At 57.7% G+C, this 21,764-nt stretch carries 15 protein-coding genes, 1 other RNA gene and 3 pseudogenes; 10 read left to right on the top strand and 9 right to left on the bottom strand.

Translation table 11 applies throughout. The annotated features are described in order from the left end of the window. Positions 1-92: 92 nt before the first annotated feature. Positions 93-3,800: an AsmA family protein gene (locus EFQ99_RS16315; protein WP_126922041.1), complete on the top strand. Its 3,708-nt coding sequence runs from the start codon at positions 93-95 to the stop codon at positions 3,798-3,800. A gap of 83 nt (positions 3,801-3,883) precedes the next feature. On the opposite strand, the pseudogene EFQ99_RS16320 reads toward EFQ99_RS16315, so the two are convergent. The 4 genes and pseudogenes from EFQ99_RS16320 to ssrA form a co-directional block, all read right to left on the bottom strand. Continuing rightward, positions 3,884-4,105 (bottom strand): annotated as a pseudogene (locus tag EFQ99_RS16320) (ribbon-helix-helix domain-containing protein); the annotation flags it as partial. Between the two features lie 102 nt (positions 4,106-4,207). Then, positions 4,208-4,402, bottom strand: a complete 195-nt coding sequence (locus EFQ99_RS16325; protein ID WP_126922042.1) for a DUF4169 family protein — start codon at positions 4,400-4,402, stop codon at positions 4,208-4,210. 50 nt (positions 4,403-4,452) lie between these two features. Then, positions 4,453-4,965, bottom strand: a complete 513-nt coding sequence (locus tag EFQ99_RS16330; protein ID WP_126922043.1) for an SspB family protein — start codon at positions 4,963-4,965, stop codon at positions 4,453-4,455. A gap of 127 nt (positions 4,966-5,092) precedes the next feature. Continuing rightward, positions 5,093-5,455: a transfer-messenger RNA gene (ssrA, locus tag EFQ99_RS16335) on the bottom strand. Between the two features lie 109 nt (positions 5,456-5,564). On the opposite strand from ssrA, the pseudogene EFQ99_RS16340 reads away from it, so the two are divergent. From EFQ99_RS16340 to EFQ99_RS16355, 4 genes and pseudogenes are all read left to right on the top strand, one after another. Beyond that, positions 5,565-6,092, top strand: a pseudogene (locus EFQ99_RS16340) (thymidylate synthase); the annotation flags it as partial. A gap of 171 nt (positions 6,093-6,263) precedes the next feature. Continuing rightward, positions 6,264-7,181 (top strand): thymidylate synthase, encoded by a 918-nt coding sequence (locus EFQ99_RS16345; RefSeq protein WP_126922044.1) that lies wholly within the window; start codon positions 6,264-6,266, stop codon positions 7,179-7,181. Positions 7,182-7,192: 11 nt separating this feature from the next. Further along, positions 7,193-10,264: a hypothetical protein gene (locus EFQ99_RS16350; RefSeq protein WP_126922045.1), complete on the top strand. Its 3,072-nt coding sequence runs from the start codon at positions 7,193-7,195 to the stop codon at positions 10,262-10,264. After that, positions 10,264-12,252, top strand: a complete 1,989-nt coding sequence (locus EFQ99_RS16355; RefSeq protein WP_126922046.1) for a hypothetical protein — start codon at positions 10,264-10,266, stop codon at positions 12,250-12,252. The genes EFQ99_RS16350 and EFQ99_RS16355 overlap by 1 nt, the downstream gene beginning before the upstream one ends. 2 nt (positions 12,253-12,254) lie before the next feature. On the opposite strand, the gene EFQ99_RS16360 is transcribed toward EFQ99_RS16355, so the two are convergent. Next, a complete protein-coding gene (locus EFQ99_RS16360) occupies positions 12,255-12,698 on the bottom strand; it encodes a hypothetical protein (protein ID WP_126922047.1) in 444 nt (147 codons plus the stop codon). A gap of 259 nt (positions 12,699-12,957) precedes the next feature. Here EFQ99_RS16360 and EFQ99_RS16365 point away from each other — a divergent pair, with 259 nt between their 5' ends. The 4 genes from EFQ99_RS16365 to EFQ99_RS16380 all read left to right on the top strand — a co-directional run bounded on the left by EFQ99_RS16365 (position 12,958) and on the right by EFQ99_RS16380 (position 16,868). Further along, positions 12,958-13,476 (top strand): hypothetical protein, encoded by a 519-nt coding sequence (locus tag EFQ99_RS16365; RefSeq protein ID WP_126922048.1) that lies wholly within the window; start codon positions 12,958-12,960, stop codon positions 13,474-13,476. Beyond that, the gene (locus EFQ99_RS16370) at positions 13,476-15,218 is read left to right on the top strand and encodes a site-specific integrase (RefSeq protein WP_126922049.1); all 1,743 of its coding nucleotides are present in this window, start codon (positions 13,476-13,478) and stop codon (positions 15,216-15,218) included. The genes EFQ99_RS16365 and EFQ99_RS16370 overlap by 1 nt, the downstream gene beginning before the upstream one ends. Positions 15,219-15,450: 232 nt before the next feature. Next, positions 15,451-15,978 (top strand): hypothetical protein, encoded by a 528-nt coding sequence (locus EFQ99_RS16375; protein ID WP_164736382.1) that lies wholly within the window; start codon positions 15,451-15,453, stop codon positions 15,976-15,978. A gap of 62 nt (positions 15,979-16,040) precedes the next feature. After that, the gene (locus tag EFQ99_RS16380) at positions 16,041-16,868 is read left to right on the top strand and encodes a hypothetical protein (protein WP_126922051.1); all 828 of its coding nucleotides are present in this window, start codon (positions 16,041-16,043) and stop codon (positions 16,866-16,868) included. 59 nt (positions 16,869-16,927) lie between these two features. On the opposite strand, the gene EFQ99_RS16385 is transcribed toward EFQ99_RS16380, so the two are convergent. Further along, on the bottom strand, positions 16,928-17,470 hold the full coding sequence (locus EFQ99_RS16385; RefSeq protein WP_164736383.1) for a Uma2 family endonuclease: 543 nt from the start codon (positions 17,468-17,470) through the stop codon (positions 16,928-16,930). 797 nt (positions 17,471-18,267) lie between these two features. Between EFQ99_RS16385 and EFQ99_RS16390 the strand changes: the two genes are divergently transcribed. Beyond that, positions 18,268-19,572, top strand: a complete 1,305-nt coding sequence (locus tag EFQ99_RS16390; protein ID WP_126922053.1) for a DUF6161 domain-containing protein — start codon at positions 18,268-18,270, stop codon at positions 19,570-19,572. 22 nt (positions 19,573-19,594) lie between these two features. Here the strand turns inward: EFQ99_RS16390 and EFQ99_RS35515 are convergent. The 3 genes and pseudogenes from EFQ99_RS35515 to ku (EFQ99_RS16405) form a co-directional block, all read right to left on the bottom strand. Beyond that, positions 19,595-19,866 (bottom strand): annotated as a pseudogene (locus tag EFQ99_RS35515) (hypothetical protein). A 1-nt stretch (position 19,867) separates the two neighbouring features. Further along, the gene (ku, locus tag EFQ99_RS16400) at positions 19,868-20,680 is read right to left on the bottom strand and encodes a non-homologous end joining protein Ku (RefSeq protein WP_126922054.1); all 813 of its coding nucleotides are present in this window, start codon (positions 20,678-20,680) and stop codon (positions 19,868-19,870) included. An 11-nt stretch (positions 20,681-20,691) separates the two neighbouring features. Beyond that, the gene (ku, locus tag EFQ99_RS16405; protein WP_126922055.1) at positions 20,692-21,600 is read right to left on the bottom strand and encodes a non-homologous end joining protein Ku; all 909 of its coding nucleotides are present in this window, start codon (positions 21,598-21,600) and stop codon (positions 20,692-20,694) included. Between the last annotated feature and the right edge of the window lie 164 nt (positions 21,601-21,764).

Below are 21,764 nucleotides of genomic sequence, written 5' to 3' on the forward strand. Positions count from 1 at the left end.
AGTTAGAGCATGATGTCTCCCGAAAACCGCTCACACCTTTCGGCACCATGCTCTAGTGTCGGCAACCGTATTCCGAATGGAGAATCCTTGCATTGGTAGGCCGGTTCCTCGTCTTTCTGGGGGGAGTGATCGTCGCGGCGCTTTTTCTGGCGCTGCTTGCACCGCTGTTCATCGACTGGACGGATTTCCGCAAGAATTTCGAGGACCAGGCAAGCCGCATCATCGGCAAGAAGGTGACTGTCCACGGCACGGTGGATGCGCGCCTCTTACCTTTTCCTTCGGTCACGCTGCATGACGTGCGCGTCGGCCAGGAAGCGGACGGTACGCCGATCGTCAAGGTCGAGCAGTTCTCCATGGATGCCGAGCTTGCGCCCTTCCTGTCGGGCGAGGCGCTGATCTTCGACATGCGCGTCGTCAATCCGAAGGTGCGCCTGAGATTGCTGAAAGACGGCACGCTCGACTGGATGCGCGGCAGCCGCCCGGAAATTCCGGCAAAGACCGTCGTTCTCGAAAACGTCCATGTCAGCGGCGGCGAGGTCGAGTTCCTCGACGACCAGTCGGGCCGCTCGCGCAGCATCACCGGCCTCAATGCCGAAATGTCCGCCAAGTCGCTGGCCGGCCCCTGGCGCATTGAGGGCGACGCGGCGCTCGACGGCCAGCATGGCAGCTTCTCGATCTCCAGCAGCCAGCCGGACGAAAAGGGCGCGCTGCGCGTGCGCACCAAGCTTTCGCCGGACAAGCACCCGGTCAACATCGATCTCGACGGCGAGCTGAAGCTCGTCGACAGCAAGCCGAACTATCAGGGCCAGCTTTCGGCGGCGATCGAAGACGGCAATGCGGCCAAGCCCGCCGACAAGCGTGTTCAGCCGCCGCGCGTCAAGGGCCGCTTCGAGCTCACCAACGAGCGCATCCGCATCCCCGAATACCGGATGGAGATCGGGCCGACCGACGATCCCTATGTCATAACAGGCGAGGCGACGCTCGATACCGGCAATGCGCCGGAATTCCTGCTGACCGCCGACGGGCAGCAGATCGACGTCAACCGCATCGCCAATCAGGGCGCTTCCGGCAAGACGACGCGTGATCCGGCGGTTTCGGCGCGCCAGCGGCTGAATTCGCTGATCGACATCGTTAGCCAGGTGCCGATCCCGCAGGTGCCTGGAAAGGCGAGCGTCAAGCTGCCGGCGATCGTCGCCGGCGACACGACGCTGCGCGACGTGCAGCTGGAACTCGAACCGGCCGGTACCGGCTGGATGATCGACAGCGCCACCGGCACGCTGCCGGGGCGCACCCAGGTCGAAGGCAAAGGCAAGCTCCTGCTCATGGGTGAGCCCTCGTTCAACGGCCAGATCGTGGTGGCCTCCAGCCAGCCGACCGGGCTTGCCTCCTGGCTTGCCGGCTCGGTCGACCCGGCCATCCGGCAATTGCGGCAGGCGGGCTTTTCGGCCAATGTCAGCCTGACCCACGAATTGCAGCGTTTCGAAAATCTCGAAGTCGCCATCGGTCCGGCGACGCTGAAGGGGCGGCTGGAGCGGCAGGCGATCTCCGGCCAGACGCCGACGCTGTCGGTGGCGCTGAACGGCGACACGCTCGATCTCGATGCGCTGCAGGCGCTGACCGGCCTGCTGACCGGCCAGGATGCCGGCGACAATGTGCTCGACCACAAGATCGCCGCCCAGCTCAAGGCAGACAAATTCAACGCTTTCGGCGTCAGCGCCGAGAATGTCGAGACGACGTTTACGATCGCCGACGGCGCGCTTGCCGTCGACCGGCTGGCGATCAAGAATATCGCGGGCGCCGAGCTGACGGCGACGGGCAGGGCTGAGGGCTCGCTGCTCGACTATAAGGGCGCCGGCGAAATCACTTTCAAATCGGCCGATCCCGGCGGCTTCTTCACCATGCTGCGCGAGCATCTGCCGCATCACCCGGTCCTCGACCGGCTGGTGCGCAATGCCGGTTGGTACGGCAATACGGCGCTGCGCGGCGCGCTGACGCTCGGCGGCGACGAGGGCAATGCGCTGACCGTGACGCTTGCCGGCGTCTCGAACGGCAGCCGCGTCAATCTCGACTACCGCATGTCCGATCTCCTGGCGCTGACCGGCAACGGCACGACGAGCCTGGAAGCGACGCTGGAAAACGCCGTGCCATCCGTCCTGTTCGGCCAGTCCGGGCTCGATCCGCTGCCCGTCGATGTCGGCGCCAACGGCCGCCTGACGCTTAAGGTTCAGGTGTCGGGCAACGACCCGGCCGAAGCGGCCCTGACCTTTGCAACCGACCGGACCTCGTTTACCGCCAACGGCAAGGTCGACGTCCGGCCGGAAAGCTTCATGAACGGGAAGATCGCGCTGTCGCTCGACAGCGCCGATATCGATCCCTATCTCATCATGAACGGCATCGCCTTGCCGCAGACCGGGGCAGGGCTGCCCTTCGGCCTGCAGGCCAAAGCCGCCGTCGACGGCGACAAGATCGTCTTCTCCAATCTCAAAGGCCATGCGGCCGACAATGAATTTTCAGGCGCGCTGACCTTCGACCGAAAGGCTGCGAAGACGACGGCAAACGGCGAGCTGACGCTTGCCAAGGCCGATGCCGGCTGGCTTGGCGAAGCGGTGTTCGGCCAGATCACCGATCCCGCCAAGGGCACGCTGACGACGGCGCCGCTCGGCCTGCCTGTTTTCAAGGATCTCGACGTCAATGTGAAACTGACGGCCAAGCAGTTCTGGCCCGGCCTGCCGGAAACGGCGGTTTCCGATTTCACCAGCAACGTCGCCTACAAGGGCGACGAGCTGCAGCTCAACGACATCGCCGGCAACTGGGACGGCGGAAAGCTCGCCGGCAACCTGCTCTTCACCAATGCCGACGGCACCGGCTTCCTGCAGACGAAGCTCTCGCTTGCCGATTCCGATCTTGCCGGCATCGTCTGGCTGCGCGACGGCGCGCCGATCGCCAATGGCAAGTTTGGACTGTCGCTTTCGATGGAGGCTTCCGGCAAGACGATCGGCGAGATCGCCAGCTCACTCAACGGCTCGGGCGAACTGAAGCTCGGCGAGAGCAGCATACGCGGGCTGAACCTTGCCATCCTGCCGCCACTGCTTGCCGCGACCGATACGATGCAGGAGCAGATCACCGCCGGCAAGGTGCATCCGATCGTCGAGACGCTGCTCAGCAACGGCGAGGCGAAGCTGCCGCCGCTCAGCATTCCTTTCAACGTTACCGATGGGACGCTGAGGGTGCAGAATGTCGCCATCGCCAACGATCTTGGCCGCATCACCGCCGATGCGCAGATCGAGTTGCCGGAAGAGCGGATCAGCGCGACGCTCGGCGTCGGGCTCAATCCGGGCACGGAAGCGCTTGCCGGCGCTGAGCCGGCGCTCAGGCTGAATTTTTCCGGCATGCTGCCGTCGCCAGGCAAGACGATGGATGTGACCGATATCACCAGCTATCTCTCGCTGCGCGCCTTCGAGCGCGAGCGCCGCCGCGTCGAGCGGCTGCAGGCGATCGTGCTGGAAAAACAGCGGCTGCGCCGCGAGGCCGCGCTCTACCGCTTCAACGACGCCGAGCGGGTCAAGGCGGCGGAGATCGAGCGGCAACGGCAGGCGGAGGAAGAGCGCCTGCGCATGCTGGCCCAGCAGGCGGCCGAAGAGAAGGCCGCCGCCGATGCCGCCCGCGCGGCAGCCGAGGCGAAAGCCAAGGCGGATTCCGATGCGAGGGCTGCGGCCGAGGCGGAAGCGGCGCGGCGCAGCGGTCAGGCCCAGCCCGGTCCGCTCAATTTCGACCAGGTGCCGGGCGTTCAGGCGCAATAAAACGCCCATCAGAATCCGATTCAAACGATAGGCTTCAAGTCTTTGTTTTCATGCATGTCGTCGCCCCGAGGCGACGTGCCTGACGGCTGGCGGCCGCTGCCACCCTTCGCCCAGGCGAGCACGTGGAGCCGCAGCGCCGAGGAAAGATTGCTGTCGGCCGGGCGATGGTCGTCGATCTCGGAAATCAGCGCGGCGAGCGGGATCGAGCGGCTTGCGGCGATCGTCTTCAGCTCGGCCCAGAATTCGTCCTCCAGCGAGAAGCTGGTGCGATGGCCGTGCAATGTCGCCGAATGCTTACGGATCATGACGCGGCATCCAGGTTGAGCTTTTCGTGAATTGATTCAAGGAAACCGCATAAGTGGCTGATCGCAGAATCCATTCCGGCCCTTCAAGCTTTGCCTGAGCCGTCAGGCGCCGTCGTCATCGGTTTCGATCCGGCCGCTACGATGGGCCTTGTCGGCCTTCTCGTTCAGGGCATGGGTGAGCTGCTTCTCGGCCTTGGTGCGGCCGAAGGAGATGCGGTTCTGCTCGGCCTGCTTCTCCTTTTCGGAGCGAGCCTGCTTCTTACGGAACTGGCGCAGATTGACGATTTCGGCGCGCATGCGATGCCTGGCTTCCTCATGAAAAAGGGAGGCTTGGCCTCCCTTTGAAATCACTGCTTCTTGCGGAAGGAGTCGAGCGAAACGACGGAGCCTGGTTTCTTCTCCTCGCCATCGGCGGGCTTTGCCGCGGCGTCGTCGGGCTTTCCGGCCGCATCCACCGGATAGGCGGTGATTTCGCCAGACGGCAGCTCTTCGCCATCGGCGAGCGGCACGTCGAACTCGAGTTCGAAATTGACGGAAGGATCGTAGAAGCCGCGGATGGCATTGAACGGGATGACCAGCTTCTCAGGAACGTCGGAGAAGGAAAGGCCGATCTCGAAATGCGTCTCGGTGATCTTCAGGTCCCAGAACTGGTGCTGGATGACGATGGTCATCTGCTCGGGATATTTCGACTTCAGGTGCTGGGAGATGCGCACGCCGGCCGCGCCCGTGAGGAAGGTGATGAAGAAGTGATGGTCGCCGGGCAGACGGCCCGTCGTCCCTACCTCCGCCAAAACCTTGCGGATGACGCCACGAAGTGCATCCTGCGCCAGAATGTCGTAGCGGATATGATCCTGCCCCATGCTTTTCCTGTCTTTCGTCGGTTCTGAAGTCTTTTCACAAGGTATATGCCACGTTCAGGCGCCTTGGGAAAGTCCGGAGCCGAGTCACGCTAATAACGAACATACATGATTATTGCGGCAGGGAGAAGGTGAAGGCTTCTGTTGCCAGGTGCCTTCGGACCCCGCCTAGAGGTGCGAACCACTAGGACTTTGATTGAAGTGTCACACCGCGATTAAGCAGCGAGACGAGCTTCCGCATAGTTGTCGTTTGCAACTACAATTTTAGCCCGATAACGGCGGTACAATGCCGAGCAAAAAGACGATCTTTACACCCTTGTCGATCCTGTTTCGCCCCCATCAAAAGCCGGCCTCGAGGACCGCCGGTTTTTGGTGGAGGCGCCGGGTACCGCCCCCGGGTCCAATAGGTTTATTACACCGCTCATTTATCGCCATAGCCGGCCCGAAAGCCGGCAGGGTTGATATAGTGATTTCCTCTGCCCAAGGAAAGGGCAAACGTCACAAAAGCTTTATCTCCCCAGGCAGAAATTGCGGGAAAACGCACGAGGGGCTGGCTTCCCGCCGCCGAAGACTTAAAATCAGGGAAACGGAATCAGCGCGACATGAAGCAATATCTCGATCTCCTCGCCCACGTGATGGAAAAGGGCTCCGACCGGGGCGACCGCACCGGTACCGGCACCCGCTCGGTCTTCGGCCACCAGATGCGCTTCGACCTCGAAGAGGGCTTTCCCGTCCTCACCACCAAGAAGCTGCATCTGCGTTCGATCATCCACGAGTTGCTGTGGTTCCTGAAGGGCGAGACGAACATCGGCTACCTCAAGGAGCACGGCGTTTCCATCTGGGACGAATGGGCCGACGAGAATGGTGATCTCGGGCCGGTCTACGGCGCCCAGTGGCGCTCGTGGCCGACGGCCGACGGCGGCCACATCGACCAGATCGCCAATCTCGTCAAAGGCATCGTCAACAATCCGAATTCGCGCCGCCACATCGTTTCGGCCTGGAATCCGGCTGAAGTGGACCAGATGGCGCTGCCGCCCTGCCACTGCCTGTTCCAGTTCTACGTTGCCGACGGCAGGCTCTCCTGCCAGCTCTACCAGCGCTCGGCCGATATTTTTCTCGGCGTGCCCTATTTTTCCACGGTAACACCTACCAATGTGAGTGAAATAGCCAACGATAACAAGGGGTTGCCTGTTTCGAACTTGGTAACGTTATCAGATGTGAGTGGCAGATTGACCGCAAAAATAGCGGCTTGACTTCCGCTCACTCGTGAGTCTTCGGTTACGGAAATTGCGGAGACCCAAATGAAGCGCCATCCCGAATACCAGTACCTCGAGATCATGTCCGACCTGCTTGACGGCGGTGACCGTCGAATGGACCGTACGGGTGAGGGCACTCTGTCTTTGTTCGGCAGGCAAATGCGCTTCGATCTCTCGGACGGCACGATTCCGATCTTCACGACGAAGAAGGTCTATTGGAAAACGTCGGCGAAGGAGATGCTGTGGTTCCTGACCGGGCAAACCAACATCGACGGCTTGTTGCGCGAGAATGTTCGTATTTGGACCGATTGGCCGCTTGCGAAATATCGCAAAGCGACGGGCGAGGAAATTTCCCAGGATGCATTCGAGGATCGAATACTGGCAAGCGAGGCATTCGCAGCAGAGTGGGGCGATCTAGGTCCAGTGTATGGGAAACAATGGCGTCGATGGAAGGATAATGACGGGAACGACCATGATCAGATTGCGACCGTCATATCGACGCTGAAGTCAAACCCGACCAGCCGACGGATACTTTTCCATGCATGGAATGTTGGTGAGCTGGATCGGATGGCTCTCCATCCCTGCCACATGACGTATCAATTCCACGTGTCGTGGCCAGACGGACCAGAAGGTCGTCCGCGCCTTTCGATGATGGTTAATCAACGTTCCTGTGACATCTTCCTTGGCGCGCCATTTAATATATGCCAGCAGGCGCTGCTTTTGGCTATGGTGGCCCAGCAGGTTGATATGGATCGCGGCGAGCTCATTTGGGTGGGCGGAGATACGCACCTGTATCTCAACCACCTCGACCAGGCCCGGCTGCAGCTCTCCCGAACTCCGAAACCGTTCCCTCGACTTGAACTGGCGCGCAAGCCCACGTCGATTGACGGTTACAGGATCGAGGATTTTGAAGTGCTGGACTACCAGTCACATGAGCGGATTGAGGCTCCAGTAGCCGTCTAAAGGCTTTCCTGATGCAGATTGATCGAGGCAGTCACAGCGCCGAGCACTCCGCGCTGCAGGATATGCTTGCCCGCCATTTCGCGGAACGAGAGTTGGTGCCAATGTCCAATGCCGACCGCGTCGATCGCGGTTGGTACTTGGCTGCTGTTGGATTGCCATTCCACTACAAGCTCGCAGATCATATCTTCGATCATTTCGACAAGCTTGCCGCCGATGAAATGATTATCGACGAAAGACTGATCGATAGGCTCGATAGCTATGTCAACCTCGCGATAGCGGCGAGAACGCTCGTCGTGCGCGTTGACAAGCTAAACCGACAACGCATTTACGACGCTCTCGACTTGGGCCGAGGAGCGGCACAGAACCATCCGTTGATAGTCTCCCAACTAGAGTTATGGGATTCGAGAATCGCCGAAATCGATTACGTGCCTGACTGGGCGGCAATACGGCTCCACGATAAGAACACCCTCTCGGCGTCTATACCGAAAAGGTCTGTATTTCGGGACCGAGTCGCTATCGAGGAAAACGACACCTCGATCGCCCGTTTAAAGGCGGTTCTCGCAAGCCACTTGGAGTGCCGCTCATTCATCGTTAACGGGAAAGGCATGCTCTCTAGTTGCGACTATGCTCGAATAATCGGGATTGACCGTACTCACATGACGTCGGCTCACCGGGTAATATTGAGAGACTATCAGCGTCATGTTGGCCCACCCTTGTCGACAACTGAGCGAAAAATACCGCAAATTCGAGAATGGTTCAAATCCCACGTCAAGAGACGAACGCTCCAGATGCGGGGCCCAAAAATCGAACTGAAAGCCCTGCAGAAGGATTTCTCGATCTCTAAGCGGCAGCGGGACGGGTGTCAGGCTCTGCTGGACTTGATTGACGAGTTCAATATTGAACTGGATCGGATCGGATATGTTGGGGACGAAGACCACAAGATTGAAATGGCGCTCATAAATGCTCTGCCTAAAGCGAGCCTGCTGAGAAATGGAATAGCGATTGATCGAGAAGCTCTGGCACGGACTATTAAGTGCAAGAAGTCGATCTTCATGCGCTCTCCGTTTAAGCAGCACATAGACGCGGCGGATGAAGCGCATCTTGCGATGATTTCGAATCATCCCGCTTGGGTCTGTTTTCCTGGTCGAGGTATCAACTTCGAGCCGCTGATGAAAGCGGGTTGGTCAGAGGAGATAGTCCACAGGGTTTGTGCGGCTTTCAAAGACAATTTCGTCGGACAGCCTGCCCAGAAGCGAATGCGATTGGCGGTCGATGTCCGTCAAATCATGCGTAAATTGGCGGCGATAGGCTCCAGATGTGTTCGCATGGCATTCGCCGCGATCAATCGGAGAGAGGCGATATCAGACAATGATTGGCGCGCTGCCCTGGATGAAGTCGGGCATGGTATAAATCGCGCTAAAGCGGTGAACTACAACTCGATCGTGGCCTGCTTCGAGCGGGAACACATCTTTCCGGTGACGAAACATCGGATCAAGCTTCCTCCTAAACGACGAGATCAGAATGGAAACCGAACCGTCGCCGAGGTTCTACCTCGACTGGGCAAGGTCGGCGAAGAAACGCAAAGGCCTGAACTTTCATCGCTTGCTAAACAGTACGTTTCCTTTGCAAACTGGGTGCTTCTTCAGAAGGCTAATTGGGTTGACGGCGTTACCGAGTTTCGAGGCGACGACTTTCTTGTAGTGCTGCAGAGTGAGATCGAAAAATGGCAGGGCGAGCTTCCCAAGGACCCTGTCGAAGCAATCTCGCAAATCATCAGCAGGCGACTGTCCTTGATAGAGGACGCAGCGGAGGCCGTTTTCGTTTTTTGGAGAAATCATTACGTTGAGGGGCAGCAACTCCTCTCCGAAGGCGTCGATCCGACGGAATACGAAGGCGTTTTGTTCGGGGCAGATTCGACAAGCAGCGAATACCTAAAAGCACTCCGCACGTACTTTCCGACTGATCCCGACAAGAGGCGACAAGGGTTGGCAAACCTAGTTCGTCTTATCCATGACCGCTACGGCGGACTAATTCCGTTGGCCGGAAGTTCCGAAGAGCGATTTTTCAGCGTTCGTTGCCAGGAATACAGCTCTCAATTGTTGGTGCAGGCGTATTTGATTCCGCATCGGGATGTTCACGCCGCTGTCATGACGATGTACTTGGCGGAGTCTGGATGCAACGTTGCAGTTGCGCGCACGCTTTTCCATGACTGTATCGAAGAGACCGACATCCATGGCTTCCAAAAAATAACTGGGTCCAAGGCGCGAGCAAAAGGCAAACCGATTGTCATCAATCTGCCCGAGGATTCAAGAGCGCTGACGGCCTTGTGTTGGTTGCGTGACAACAATGCGGTCGCGCGAAAGGCCGCACCAGACGGCATTCGTGATCTGCTTTTCATAACGAGACTCAAAAGCGATATCGTCGAGATCAAGGCCCAATGGTTCCTAGACAACTTCAAGAAACTCTTGGGCGGCATCCCTGATTTGTCGATGCTCGGCATAACTCCCGTCATGCTCAGGCCGTCTGTTCTGCTCCGTTATGCGCTGGAGAATGACGGCGACCTGAGGGTCGGGCTCGCCTACGGGCAACATGATCCCAGTCAGACGGGCGTCTACCAGGTCCGGTTCCCAACGAAGTACATCTACGATCAGCTGTACTCTCAGTTTCAGGAACGGTTCCAAAAAATAATCGCCGGCATGGCGGCGCAACTGCGCGTCAAGAAACCGCAAGCTCTTGGCCCCAACGCCAAGCCGATCGGCATCGGCGGCGTATGCAACGCAGGTGGTTGCAGTGAATTGAAGTGCTGGAACAATTGCTCGAATCTCGTCGTGATCCCAGAAATAAACGCGCTTGCCGATTGGCAGATTTGGAACCGGTCACTCAAAGAAGTCCGTGCTGATTGGGAACGTGACCGGATCGAGAGATGGGAAGCTATGTGGCTCCCCTTTCTCTGCTTCACCGACGTGCTAGCGGTAAAGATGCGGCAAGGCTCCAACGCGCTCGAAAGACTTTGGGATGCAGCGACGGAGTTAGCAGAGAGCCTTATGTCCAGCGAAGGATTTGTCATGCCGAGGCCATTCTGATGTTGAAGCCGATCGTCGTGAAACAAATGACTTCGGAGCATCGCTCCACATTCCCGGAGGACGCCGAGCGGACGGCTCCGTGGTTGGGCGCTCCGTACTCCGCTATGAAGTGGCCAATCACAAGCGACAAACCAAACCCTGGCGAAACAGCAATTGAGATCGATTTTGATATTCCGGCCGCTGGCGGCAGACTGACGCAATATCCCGCCCTCATCAGGGCGGCGAAGGAGTTTGCCTTCTGGCGGAGGCAGCTTGGTGCGAAAAAGCAGATGCATGACGCACAAACCCATGTCGGGTACATTCGGACCATGCTCAACTTCCTATGCGCTCTCACGCACCGCGGCTTCAAATCCCTAGATGGATTGCCCTCCAGCGTGTACGAAGCGATGCTCCGCGATTGGACTATGGGTACCGAGAGTCTTTTGCAGAGCTCATCAAAGGTCGAAAGCTTTCTCGATAAATTTGAGAGCCGACGAAGCCTTCCACATTTCCTGAAAACACGCATGAATGGCAACTGGTTCTTAGCGCGCGAGAACGTGATGACCGCATGCGGATTGCCGCCTTTGAGCATCGGGCGTGTTACCAAGGTAGTCATGGACCAAGCCGCAGCGCGTCTGGGGTGTGCGAACATCGGTGAAGGCGCAGGGTCAACACTCACGGAACTTACAACTGAGTATCTCGGCACCCTGAAAACCCAGTTTCGCTGGATGTATAAGCATCGGACTCGCATGCGATGCGAGAATTTTGCGTTCGATCCAGACATTATAAAGGTGTCCACGAAAACAGACACAAAGCCGACGCCCGTCATTCCCCCAGAACTTGCGTTCAAGATGCTTGCTGGCTGCGCCCGTGAGTACGAGGACACCTTTCAACCGCTCCAAGCCATCCCGATGAATATGCGTGACCTGTCTTGGGAGGCTGCTGCATACCGTTTTGTCGCGACAGTCCGCGCTATGACGCTTGCCGTTACGGCCCGCCGTGGGGAAGAACTCAACCTAATGCGACGCGACTGCCTTCGCGGTAGCGACGAAGATGGTTGGTATGCGAATATTTTCATAGTGAAGAACGTGAAAGATTGGGTTTGGATACCTATCCCGCCATATGTGGCGCAGGCGATACAGAGCGTTATCGACCTCTCCCCGAACATGACAGACGATCAGCCCCTGTTTGCATTCTATCGTCCACGACTGAGGAGTGTTCGGCATCCAAAGGAATGGGGGGCCGTGCTCAATACCCTCGCAAAAGACCACGATGCCATTTCATACCTTGCGGCCAACGATAACCACGAGGACTGGAACTGGACAGAGCGGCAGTTCCGACGGTTCACAGCAGTTATGTACTTCAACGGCTACGGTGGCAGCGCTGCGGTTATTTCGCACATCTTGAGACACTTCAACTTGGCCCAGACCTGGGGATACATGAAATACGATCCGAGCCTCGACAGAATGTGGAGAGACGTTCGAGCGAAGTTCCTTGAGCAAATTGCCGAGGAGGCGCTCGCTGGCACCCTTGAAGGTCCCATGGGCAGAAAATTGGTCCGCGACGCCAAGAAGCTTGTGCAGCACGCGACCAAGAACCTCGAGCAGACGCTCAAGGACCAGATGCGAGACCTTGAGGTCATCGAGCCCAAGAACATGGTGCACGCCATCCAAGAGGTGATGAGGCGCAAGGCTCTGGTGATCATCCCAAAAGGTTGGGTACTGTGCTCCTGCCCAGCTTCTGCAAGCGCCGCGCGACGTGCGGCTTGCCGGAAGCAGGCGGGAGTCGGCACGGTGCGCGAGATCGGGCCCGACTTCGGGAGGGCAGGTCCGCAGGTCTGCGCCGGATGTATCTTCGCCATCGAGAACGAGGCTACGCGGAAATTCGCTACGCAGGAAATGGAGAAGTTCAAGCTCTCCTGTGTCTCGCCATGCATGAAAGGCACAGTTCTCGGCAACATCCAGCAAACCCAGCTGGTCACCTTCATGAAGATACAGGAAGCTGCCTAGTCTCAGGCGGGTGGAGACTCTTTCAGGACGTAACCATCGCCTTCGTGGGCGAATTCGTCTTTCGCTCTTGTCATCACTCTAGTGATGGTCTTTGCCGGCTGCTTGCCGCCTACGACAATACCCGAAGCTCGCAATGCATCGAGTATCTCGGTGCGCCGCACCGGTCGTCCATGTCTGGTTGCCAAGTCTCGGGCTACCGCACGGATCGCCTTCGAAACGGAACTATCGTCAAGGTTGAGTTCCTCAAGGAGTGGTGAGGGCTCGGTGTCAAAACGATGCGCATCCAGGAGCCGGGTCAGCTTCCCAGTCTTGAACTGCTTGATCTTGTCGAGCTGTTCCACCTGACGATCGATCGCCGCTATCTCGGACTTGAGCCGGACGATGGCTTCGCTAAGGAGGTCATCGACACCTTGTGTCGTCGTCGTCTCTATGTTCGCTCTTGGCAACTGTCATCCGTCCGTGCTAGTAATTCTCCCCGTGGTGGACTCGATGTCCTCCAAGGTGGGGAGCTACCTCGCCGGAGCGGTGTCGTCGCCCACCATCTGGGTTGTCGAAGATAAGTAACATTTCATTGGCTCGTTTTCCAGCGGGAACGTGCGGGGTTCCGTTCGCCTTCCGTCATGCTGGGCCATCGAGGCGGTGAGGGGGAATAGCGGCCCGCCAACGGCGTGGATAGGCATGAATTTGATTGCAAGAGGAGTTGGTATGCAGTCGAACGTCGATAAATTGCCTTGTGATAAAGAGCGGATTGCAGCGAAGAAGGCATACTATGCGGGGCTGTGTAACGGAACCATTCGGCTGGCTCGGTGGGACGAAGTTCCGCGCACTCTCAACACCATTCGTGACATGCATCGCCCGGAACTGGGCCTTTTCAGGATCGGTCACCGAAATCACTGGACCACGACGAGTTCGCCATTCAAGGACGATGTAGCTGCCATCCAGGAACATGTCTCCAAGATCAACGAGAAGTACCCGCTCGTTAAAAAGCAACCGAAGCCTGAACGTACTTCGCAGGTCGTCAAGGCAGCGAAAGGCCGCATAGAATCGGCAGTCAGCCAGGAAATTGTTTTTGCCGAGAACTTCCATACGGACGGGGAGGCTTCGAAATTGGACCGTAACGAGCTTGCGCAGACGAAGGTGCGCAATGGTGAGCTGGCTGAGACAATCCGGAAGCACGAGGCCGAGATCGCACGCCTCCGTGTCCAGCTTTTCAGGGGCGTCTGATGCGTTACGCGGAGCTCCCAAACATATGGCAGGAGGACCTGTCAGGCCTTAGTGGCGCGGCGCTAGGAAGAGTCTACGTCGAGCGAGCCACGGAAAGACTGGTTTCGCGAGCAATTGATCCATCACTGTATGAGGACTGGGGGAAAATCGATGTCGACCGCGCATGCCAGTTGATCGGCTGCAAGCGGTCGGCGCTCTACCAGAACACAGGAATTCGAACGATCATCAGTGATCTGCAGGAGCAAGACGCAAAGCTCAAGCCTGCGGATGGTTCTGAACACGAACAGGCCGCCGAGCCGAAAAGCAACGTTATTCAGTTCCCCATGGAACGCGCCAGGCCACCGTCCCGATATATTGTCGGCAAGATCGTGGTGGTGAAGGTCAAGTTGGCGCTGTCGAAGGCAGTTTCGCGTGACTATTCGATCCCAACGCTGTTCTGGGAAGATGGTATCGATCGCGAAGTCTCTCACTACATAAGGGCGCTAGCGCTGGAGGAGCGCCCTCTCAGCACGCTACTCGAGTATCTGAAAATCCTAAGGGAATTCAGACGCTTTTGCCGTCAGAACGGTATTCCCTGGCTGCTTGTCAATGACGATACCCTGCGTGCGTATCGGGCTTTAAAGCTGAACAAGGGCATCAAGACACGCCGCATCAACACGATCACCGGCGTCATCTTTCAGTTCTATGCGTGGGCAGAGCGCGTCGGGATGCTCCGCAATCACGTACAGCTCTACGAGCCAGGCGATTACCCGCCGGAACTGTGGGAGCATCCGTTCGCCATTACTTCTGACGAGTTCACGAAGAAAGACGGCGCGAAAATCCGGGTGAGCCGCCTCAGAATACCGGACACCTCTCCCAAGGCGAACCGCCCCACAGTTACCGATGCTAAGCTCAAACTCGTCAAATACGCAGAGGAAGGCTCGAGGCACGAGGAGCGCAACTCACTTGCGTACTCGTGGATTGCCGTCACAGGCGCTCGAAGCTTCGAACTGCTTCAGGTGATCGTAGGCAAGCTCCCCACGCGCGAGCAATTGGATCGCATTTTTGCCGGCGCGCTCGATTGGACAATCGAGGTCAAGAGGAAGGGTGGGCGTGACGGCAAGCTTGTTCCTACTGCCGATCTCCTACGGCGGACGCTCAATTTCGCCGAAAACGAGCGGGCCGCCATCGTCAAGAGGTGTGAGAGCCTCGGCCTCCCAGTTGAGGACGGCTTGTTCCTGACTGACAAGGGTACAACCCTTGCCGTCAGCTCGTTTCAAGGTCTCGCGCGGCTCGCCTTCCAACGAGCGGGCGTAGCCGGAAGCGCCCATCGCATCCGAGCGATTCCTGCCCGTAAGGCTGTGGAGGTGGCGCTCGATGTCGCCGATGTCGGCGACGTCGAACTTGGGCCTGATACCATCTGGAAACATGCCATCCTGATGCGGGCCGCAGACATCCTCGATCATAGGTCGACGCGAACGCTCGAGCATTACCTCAACGACCTGATCAACAGCCGCGTCCAGAAGTCCGCCGCGTCCAAGCTTCACATGGTCGAGTCCGCGATCTCCGAGAAGGAGCTGACGCTGGCTGCGCTGGAGCGACGGATCGAAGCGCGTACCAAGGAACTCGACATCAACCGCTTGATTGCGGATTTCCGACGGACGGGGACGCTCGCTGGTGCCACGGCGGAGGAGGTTCGCACGCTGGAGGAATTCCAAGACGAGTTCGATACCGCCATGAGGGAGTTCAAGATCGCTGCATAGGGAGGGCGCAGGTCGCCTGTCATGGATGAAGTCTTCAATTTGTCCTCCATTGAGGTCTTTAATTTGTCCCCCATCAAGATGTTCATTTTGTCCCCCATTCGTCGTTCCGGGATTTGGGGTCAGGAATTGATGGCTTCGTAAGTTGACTAATTAAAGACACCGTCGCGAGAGCAGGTTCAGGTTGGCGACTTCCAAAAACAAAGACGTCGCGTCTTCAAACCGAGAGGGAAAAATGGAAGACCCCCGATATTTCTACAAGCATCGCTCCAAGGAGTTGGACATCCGGAAGTTGAATGCAGCTATCGACAATTGGGTGCGTGAGGAGCGGAAGCGCGGATCGACGAATGGGCAGATGAGGCATCGCATCATCCGCGAGATAGTGTGCGCGACGGGTGTATCGCGGGCACGCGCGGAGCACGCCTATTGGCTGTTCCTGAAGATAAGGAAAACTCAGGCGCTGGCGAAGATGAGCGGCTCGGATGCTCGATATATTATGAAAGACGACCGCTTGGTTGAGGTTCTGCTGATGCTGCGTAAAGCAGAGTCAAGGTCCTCTGCAGTCGTTCCGGAGGGTCCCTCCAAGCTACGCAAGCCTCGCGGCGCGATCTGCATCGCTCCAATTCAGTCTGCCAATGATCACGGACGGAACCAGAATCGATACCAAGGCTGCCTCTTCGACCTTAACGCCCACCAGCCTTGGTGGGAACGGTGGCATAGGGAGTACGCAAAAATTCATGATCCAGATGCCGGCGGCAGATGATCGTCGATCAGTCGGAACGCCCGGCGCAGAACAAAAGACGCGCTCATATTGGAAGGGATCGCATGCGTATCTATCTGCAAGGCTCCGGAACCGCACTCAACTTGGCTAAGAACGTCAAGAACAGATATAAGGGACGGATCAAGCTGAACCACGCCATGCATATGGTGGCGCACGCCTTTGGCTATGACCATTATCAGCAATTGAAGAGCATGGACGGACTGGTCGACCCGAGTTCAACGGACTTGGAGGCTTCACCCGAAGAGCGATCTGCACGTTTTGCTCAATACATCCAAGCGATCACGGAATACGGCTTCACGACAGAGGAAGCAGAGGAAATGATCTCGACCGTAGGGATCGGTGGATTCTGGGGGGCTGCCGTTAGTGAGAACGAAACGCTGAAGCGCACCACGATTGCCGAGCGAGCACTTCGCCCGTCGCCCAACAAGATGCAGTTTGTCAGCCCCCTAGATTTGGAGCGGTTTCGTGTAAACCTCCAAGGCGGCGTGGAAACGCTGGGAATTGAGCTGCCTATACGGACTCGACACCTGATGGCGAAGTTGTTCGGTTACGAGAGCTTTCCTGAAATGTACGACTGTGCGGGCCACGGTGTTCCGTCGGCTCCGGACAGTCACGTATCACCGGAAGCGCTCGACGCGAGGGTTCAGGAATATCTGGCGGTCTTGCTCGCGGCTGGCTTCTCCGAAGACCAGGGTAGAGAATTGCTGCAGATTGTGTCGTACGGTGGCTGGTGGGGCCTGGAGGAAGGCGAATGGACTCGCGAGGGTGTCCGGGCCCGGCAGGAAGGGTACGTGGATCGAATCGAGGGATCGCGATCATGGCGTCGCCTTCGCGCACTTCGACCTGGAGATTTCGGTTACCGTCGTCGTTGATGTGCGCCAAATTTAGCGAATGAAAACCGCAGTAGGTCTCAAATGCTCGCACGGGCCTTTCATGTGGCCGGCCCCAATTCGACCCCGTCATAGATGTCGCTCAAGGCGAGCCTCGTTTCGATCGCAGGCAGCTCGATGACATCGGCGAGCCCGCGATATGCTGAAGCGTCCCAGCGTTCACTTCTTCGATCATGAACCAATACGCAGGCGGTTTCGGTATCTACCAGCAGAACCGACGTAATCTTCGGTGTCGACTTGTATTCGAACAGGCGTCGATGCGGGTCAAAACCTCTCGTCAAAGGCGACAGAACGTCAACGACGACCCGAGGCTCCATAGCTAGCATTGCTTCGTCATTGCGCGCACCGCAATCGACAACGAGGTCAGGGAAACGGATCGTGCAAGCGGTTGTCAAAATCCCCGTGCCGATCGAAGTCGGGCGGTAACTTTTTGCGCGCGACCGGGTGTGTAGCAAGGCCAACGTGTTGGCGGCAATGTATCGATGACGCTGGTTTGTCCGGGGCTTCTCGACCACTCTGCCATCGACAAGTTCCCACACGCCTTCGCGACCTCTAATGAACCGAAAGAAATCGTGCTGAGACATGAGGGTTTCGGAGTGCAATGCCATCCTGAAGGCTAGCGTGCGGAGCCGACAAAGCAAAGGGCGATTTCCGTCGGATAGGAGCATCAGAAGCCAATCAACGCAGCATCCGCTGGAATATGAAGAAGTTGTCCTTGGTGTTGCCGCATCGCTGCAATCAAGACTTCGCGCTAAAATCGTCTGTGCGGGCGCTGGGCGGGAACTTTGCCCGCAGTCGTTTCATGTCGACATTGCGGCAGTGTCCGCACTTGCAGAAACCAGACAAGACATACCACGCGGGCACATTTCCGAGCTCCGTGTCATCCAGGCGATGGGCATCCGGCGGGAACCTGAGGAATTCGAGAGGCGAGAGCAGTTTCTCGATAGCTTTGAAGGCTGACAGTGGGATTTCCATCCGGCAACGCAAATGCCCGCTGACGTCGACACGCCCGCAGCCCATCGTTCGAGCCACGGTGACGGGCAAGCTCTGAACACTGACGTCGCCAATTCGTTCGAGCATACTGTCGACGCGGTACTCTTTTCGGATTGAGCAGCCGCCACATAGGACGGTGACGCTGTGGCCCTTGTAGAAGGACAGCCATCGAATGCCCGAGCGCCAATGTAGATGACTATCCACCATTATCGGAGAATATGGAACATAACAAGAACAAGATCAACGCGATTGTCGGTTGGTTTACCTGCCACTACGTCCGTCCGCACCAACCACAACGCATGTAAGTGTGGGAAACCGCTGGATTTTTGTGGCCCGCGTTATCAAGCGCGCTAAGACAGGTTTGTTTCCCTAATCGAGACCGATCACGATGAATTTCGAGACCTTCGAGCTTGTTTCCTATCCGTTTGTCGAGACGAGAAAGGAATTTCCCAATCTTGTGCTTGGGAGCGCCGATCGCTCCGAGGTACCGCAAACAGGATATCGCGGTTATTTTGATTTCCTTCAATCCAGGATCAAGGAAGCCATCCGTGACGATAACCTTCCATCGTTGCTGTCAAACTACATGACGGCGATCAGCCAAGCCTCGACGAACATCGGCCCCGGTTTGATGTCCCCGCTCACCGTGAGCCATGTCAACGAATTCGCGGCTCGGTGGAGTTCACTGCTGGAAGGGGCAGCTCCGGTACAGCACCTTGAGGCGATTCTTGCTGCGGCGGCGGCATTCCTTGTCGAAACGAGTAAGGCGAACCAGGGCGAATTCAATCTGGGCGGCACCCGATACGGCGCGGCGATCATCGCCGAAATGGGGAGCTACAACGCGTGGCTTGTTTCCGAGGACATCAATGGAGGAACTCGAAGGCAGCAGATGACCGCGCTCGATCAGTTCGCAGCACAGACAAAGGAATCTTTCGATAACGCCGCCGAAATCATAAGAACAGGCCAACAAGTCATCGGCGAGCTTAGAACGGAGAATGCCACGGCACTGAAAGAGGTAGCCGAGGCCCGATTGGAACTCGAGCGCGCCCAGTCATTCTTCAAATCCGCCCTTAACTCGTCGAACCAGTCTCTCAAGACCACAACAGAGGGCTTCCAGGCGTTAAGTGCGGAAGTCTCGACCCGAAAAGGCGACGTCGATGCCTTCAAAGAGGCGCTCCGGGAAGAGGCCAAGATCGAGGCCGCCAAACAGCTCTGGGACGAGCGAGCGACCGCGGCATCACGGGGATTTTGGGCGTCCGCCATGCTGTTGTTCTTGACGCTGGTCGTCGTTCCCGTCGTCGGTTTCGTAAAACTAGAGAGCGTCATCGAGGTTCTTCGCCACATCGCCGAAACGACCTTGCTCGGGATCGATCAGTCAAAGGCCGAAGGCGGCATCCTTCTCGGACTGGCGATCAATCGCATCGTCATCGTGACCGTGCCGCTGGCTCTATATTTCTGGATGGTCCGAATATTGGTCCGCTTCAATCTGCGCTCCCAGATGCTGATGGACGATGCTCGGCAGCGCCACACTATGATGAACACCTATTTCCATCTGATCGAGAAGCAGTCGGCCGTGAAAGAGGATCGAGCACTCATCCTCAACGCGTTGTTCCGCCCGACGCCGGGGCAGCAGAACGACTCCGTCGATCCGCCCAATTTCACCGAGCTAATGGATAAGGCGATCGGCCGGCAGTGAAGGGTAGAGGGGCAGGTAAAACCTAATGGCGGGTATGCAGCAGGGGCTCATCGTCGTCGAAGTTGCCGTTGCTCGCCGCGTCATAGCTGTTGACGCTTCTGCCTCCGCCCCTCGTGCCGAACGCGGTCAGCTGGACCATGACAGCACGCGCGCGGTCGATTGCCTCGTCCTGAGTGAGCTCCTGGCCGCGCCCACGTGAACGGTGACGGCATCGCCATCATCGCCATCATCGCCAATGAAGTCGACCTTCCAACCATCGGGCTGCCGTTCAGTTCTGGTATCGGCCAGGTGCATGTCACGACGCCTTCTTGCCGTTAAGTTCGGACGCCAACGATTTCTTGAGGGCATCCATGATGTTGACCACGTTGGAAGGAGCGCGCGCGTCGTCCTTCTTTCCCTTGGCCGTCTTTTTAGGCTTCAGCAGCTTCTTCTTCTCGGCGATCAGCTTGAGAAGACTGGCTTGGATTGGGTCGCTTGCCATATCCGGAGACCAATGTGACGTCTTCTTTTTGATCAGCTGCTGCACTAGCGGGACCAGGTCGGGATCGGCCTCGTCGTGGATGTCTTCGAAATAGCTCTCCTCAGGACGTACTTCGTCTCCGAACCTCAGCGACCAGAGCACGATGCCTTCATCACGCGGCTCGAGGATGACGGCGCGCTCGCGGCGACCGATCACCAGCTTGGAGACCCCGACGACCTCGTCAGACCTCATGGCGTCCCGAATGACCGCGAAGGCTTCATTACCGACCGGATCGTCTGGCATGAGGTAGTGCGGCTTCTCGAGATAGACCCAGTCTATGCTGTCGGCCGGCACAAACTTTTCGATATCGATCGTTTTGACGGTGTCCAGAGCAACACGGTCAAGCTCGTCATCGGTTAGGATAATGTAGTCGTTCTCGCCGCGAGCGTAGCCCTTTGCCTCGTTTTGGTCCTTCACGGGCTTCCCGGTGACGGAATCGATGTATTGCGAGACTACTCGGTTGCCCGTCTGTCGATTGATGGTGTGAAATCGCACCTTCTCGCTCTCGCTTGTCGCGGGCGTCATCGCGACAGGGCAGGTAACCAACGAGAGCTTGAGGTAGCCTTTCCAATAATAGCGCGGTGCCATGGTCTCCTCCGTCAGCTTGCCTTACGACGCGGAGCAGCCCCGGAAGAGGCGGCTTTCGAAGCCACTCCGCGCGTCGCGCGTTCCCGACCGCTGCCTTTGTTGGCGTTGGCGGCAGTGCGCTTGGGTTTGTTCTCTGCAGCTCGCATCATGCCGGCACTCTCGCGCAGGGCCGCCAGCAGGTCGTTCGGCTTCGAGACCTCGACTTTCTTGCGTGCAGGGAGTGACTTGCCCTCGATCTTGGCTTTGACGAGATCAGCCAGGGCGGCCTCGTACCTGTCATCGAAGCTGGCCGGGTCGAACTCGCCCTTTTTGGTGCCGATGATATGCTTGGCGAGATCGAGCATTTCACCCTCGATCTTGAGTTTTGGTATCTCTTCGAACGCCTTTTTTGACGAGCGGACCTCGTAGTCGTAGTTCATGGTCGTCGCAATCAGGCCCTTGCCATGCGGGCGTATCAACACGGTGCGCATCCTGCGGAAGAGGACGGCCCTGGCAATCGCTGCCACTTTGGAGTTTTTCATCGCATCACGCAGAGCCAAGAACGCGTCCGCGCTCATTTTGTCCGGCGTCAGGTAATAGGGTTTGTCGAAATAGACGTCGTCAACTTCGGAGCACGGAATGAAGGCATCGACCTCCAGTGTTTTGTTGCTCTCCGGGATCGTCGCGGCCACTTCCTCCGGATCGATGATGATGTATTGGCCATTCTCGATCTCGAAGCCTTTAGTCTGGTCTTCGCGCTCAACGCGCTCCTCGGTCTCGCTATCGATAAAGACGCGGCTGACCCGATTGCCCGTGGCCTTGTTGATTGTATTGAAGGTAATGCGCTCCGACGTGCTCGCCGCCGTGTAGAGGGCGACACCGCAACTGACTTCGCCGAACTTGAGAAAGCCCTTCCACTGGGCCCGATGTCCCGATGCCATGACGATACTCCGAATCACTTGGTCGCGATTCAAAGACGTACGGAGGTGATTCGTTCCGACTCGAAACGAATCATTTTCAATCAGTTATCGGCTCTTTTTCTGACAGAGATTCATCGGGAAGCGTGTGCTAGCCCGAGCGCCATCCTGGAGCGAAAGCCAAGACA

It is taken from the genome of Rhizobium vallis (assembly GCF_003985155.1).
Taxonomy (GTDB): Bacteria; Pseudomonadota; Alphaproteobacteria; order Rhizobiales; family Rhizobiaceae; genus Rhizobium; species Rhizobium vallis.

Coding starts and splice junctions, on each gene's coding strand:
- EFQ99_RS16325 (WP_126922042.1), bottom strand. CDS start 4,402: ATGCGCGCCGAAATCGTCAATCTGCGCCAGTTCCGTAAGAAGCAGGCT.
- EFQ99_RS16330 (WP_126922043.1), bottom strand. CDS start 4,965: ATGGGGCAGGATCATATCCGCTACGACATTCTGGCGCAGGATGCACTT.
- EFQ99_RS16345 (WP_126922044.1), top strand. CDS start 6,264: ATGAAGCGCCATCCCGAATACCAGTACCTCGAGATCATGTCCGACCTG.
- EFQ99_RS16350 (WP_126922045.1), top strand. CDS start 7,193: ATGCAGATTGATCGAGGCAGTCACAGCGCCGAGCACTCCGCGCTGCAG.
- EFQ99_RS16355 (WP_126922046.1), top strand. CDS start 10,264: ATGTTGAAGCCGATCGTCGTGAAACAAATGACTTCGGAGCATCGCTCC.
- EFQ99_RS16365 (WP_126922048.1), top strand. CDS start 12,958: ATGCAGTCGAACGTCGATAAATTGCCTTGTGATAAAGAGCGGATTGCA.
- EFQ99_RS16370 (WP_126922049.1), top strand. CDS start 13,476: ATGCGTTACGCGGAGCTCCCAAACATATGGCAGGAGGACCTGTCAGGC.
- EFQ99_RS16375 (WP_164736382.1), top strand. CDS start 15,451: ATGGAAGACCCCCGATATTTCTACAAGCATCGCTCCAAGGAGTTGGAC.
- EFQ99_RS16380 (WP_126922051.1), top strand. CDS start 16,041: ATGCGTATCTATCTGCAAGGCTCCGGAACCGCACTCAACTTGGCTAAG.
- EFQ99_RS16385 (WP_164736383.1), bottom strand. CDS start 17,470: ATGTCTCAGCACGATTTCTTTCGGTTCATTAGAGGTCGCGAAGGCGTG.
- EFQ99_RS16390 (WP_126922053.1), top strand. CDS start 18,268: ATGAATTTCGAGACCTTCGAGCTTGTTTCCTATCCGTTTGTCGAGACG.
- ku (WP_126922054.1), bottom strand. CDS start 20,680: ATGGCACCGCGCTATTATTGGAAAGGCTACCTCAAGCTCTCGTTGGTT.
- ku (WP_126922055.1), bottom strand. CDS start 21,600: ATGGCATCGGGACATCGGGCCCAGTGGAAGGGCTTTCTCAAGTTCGGC.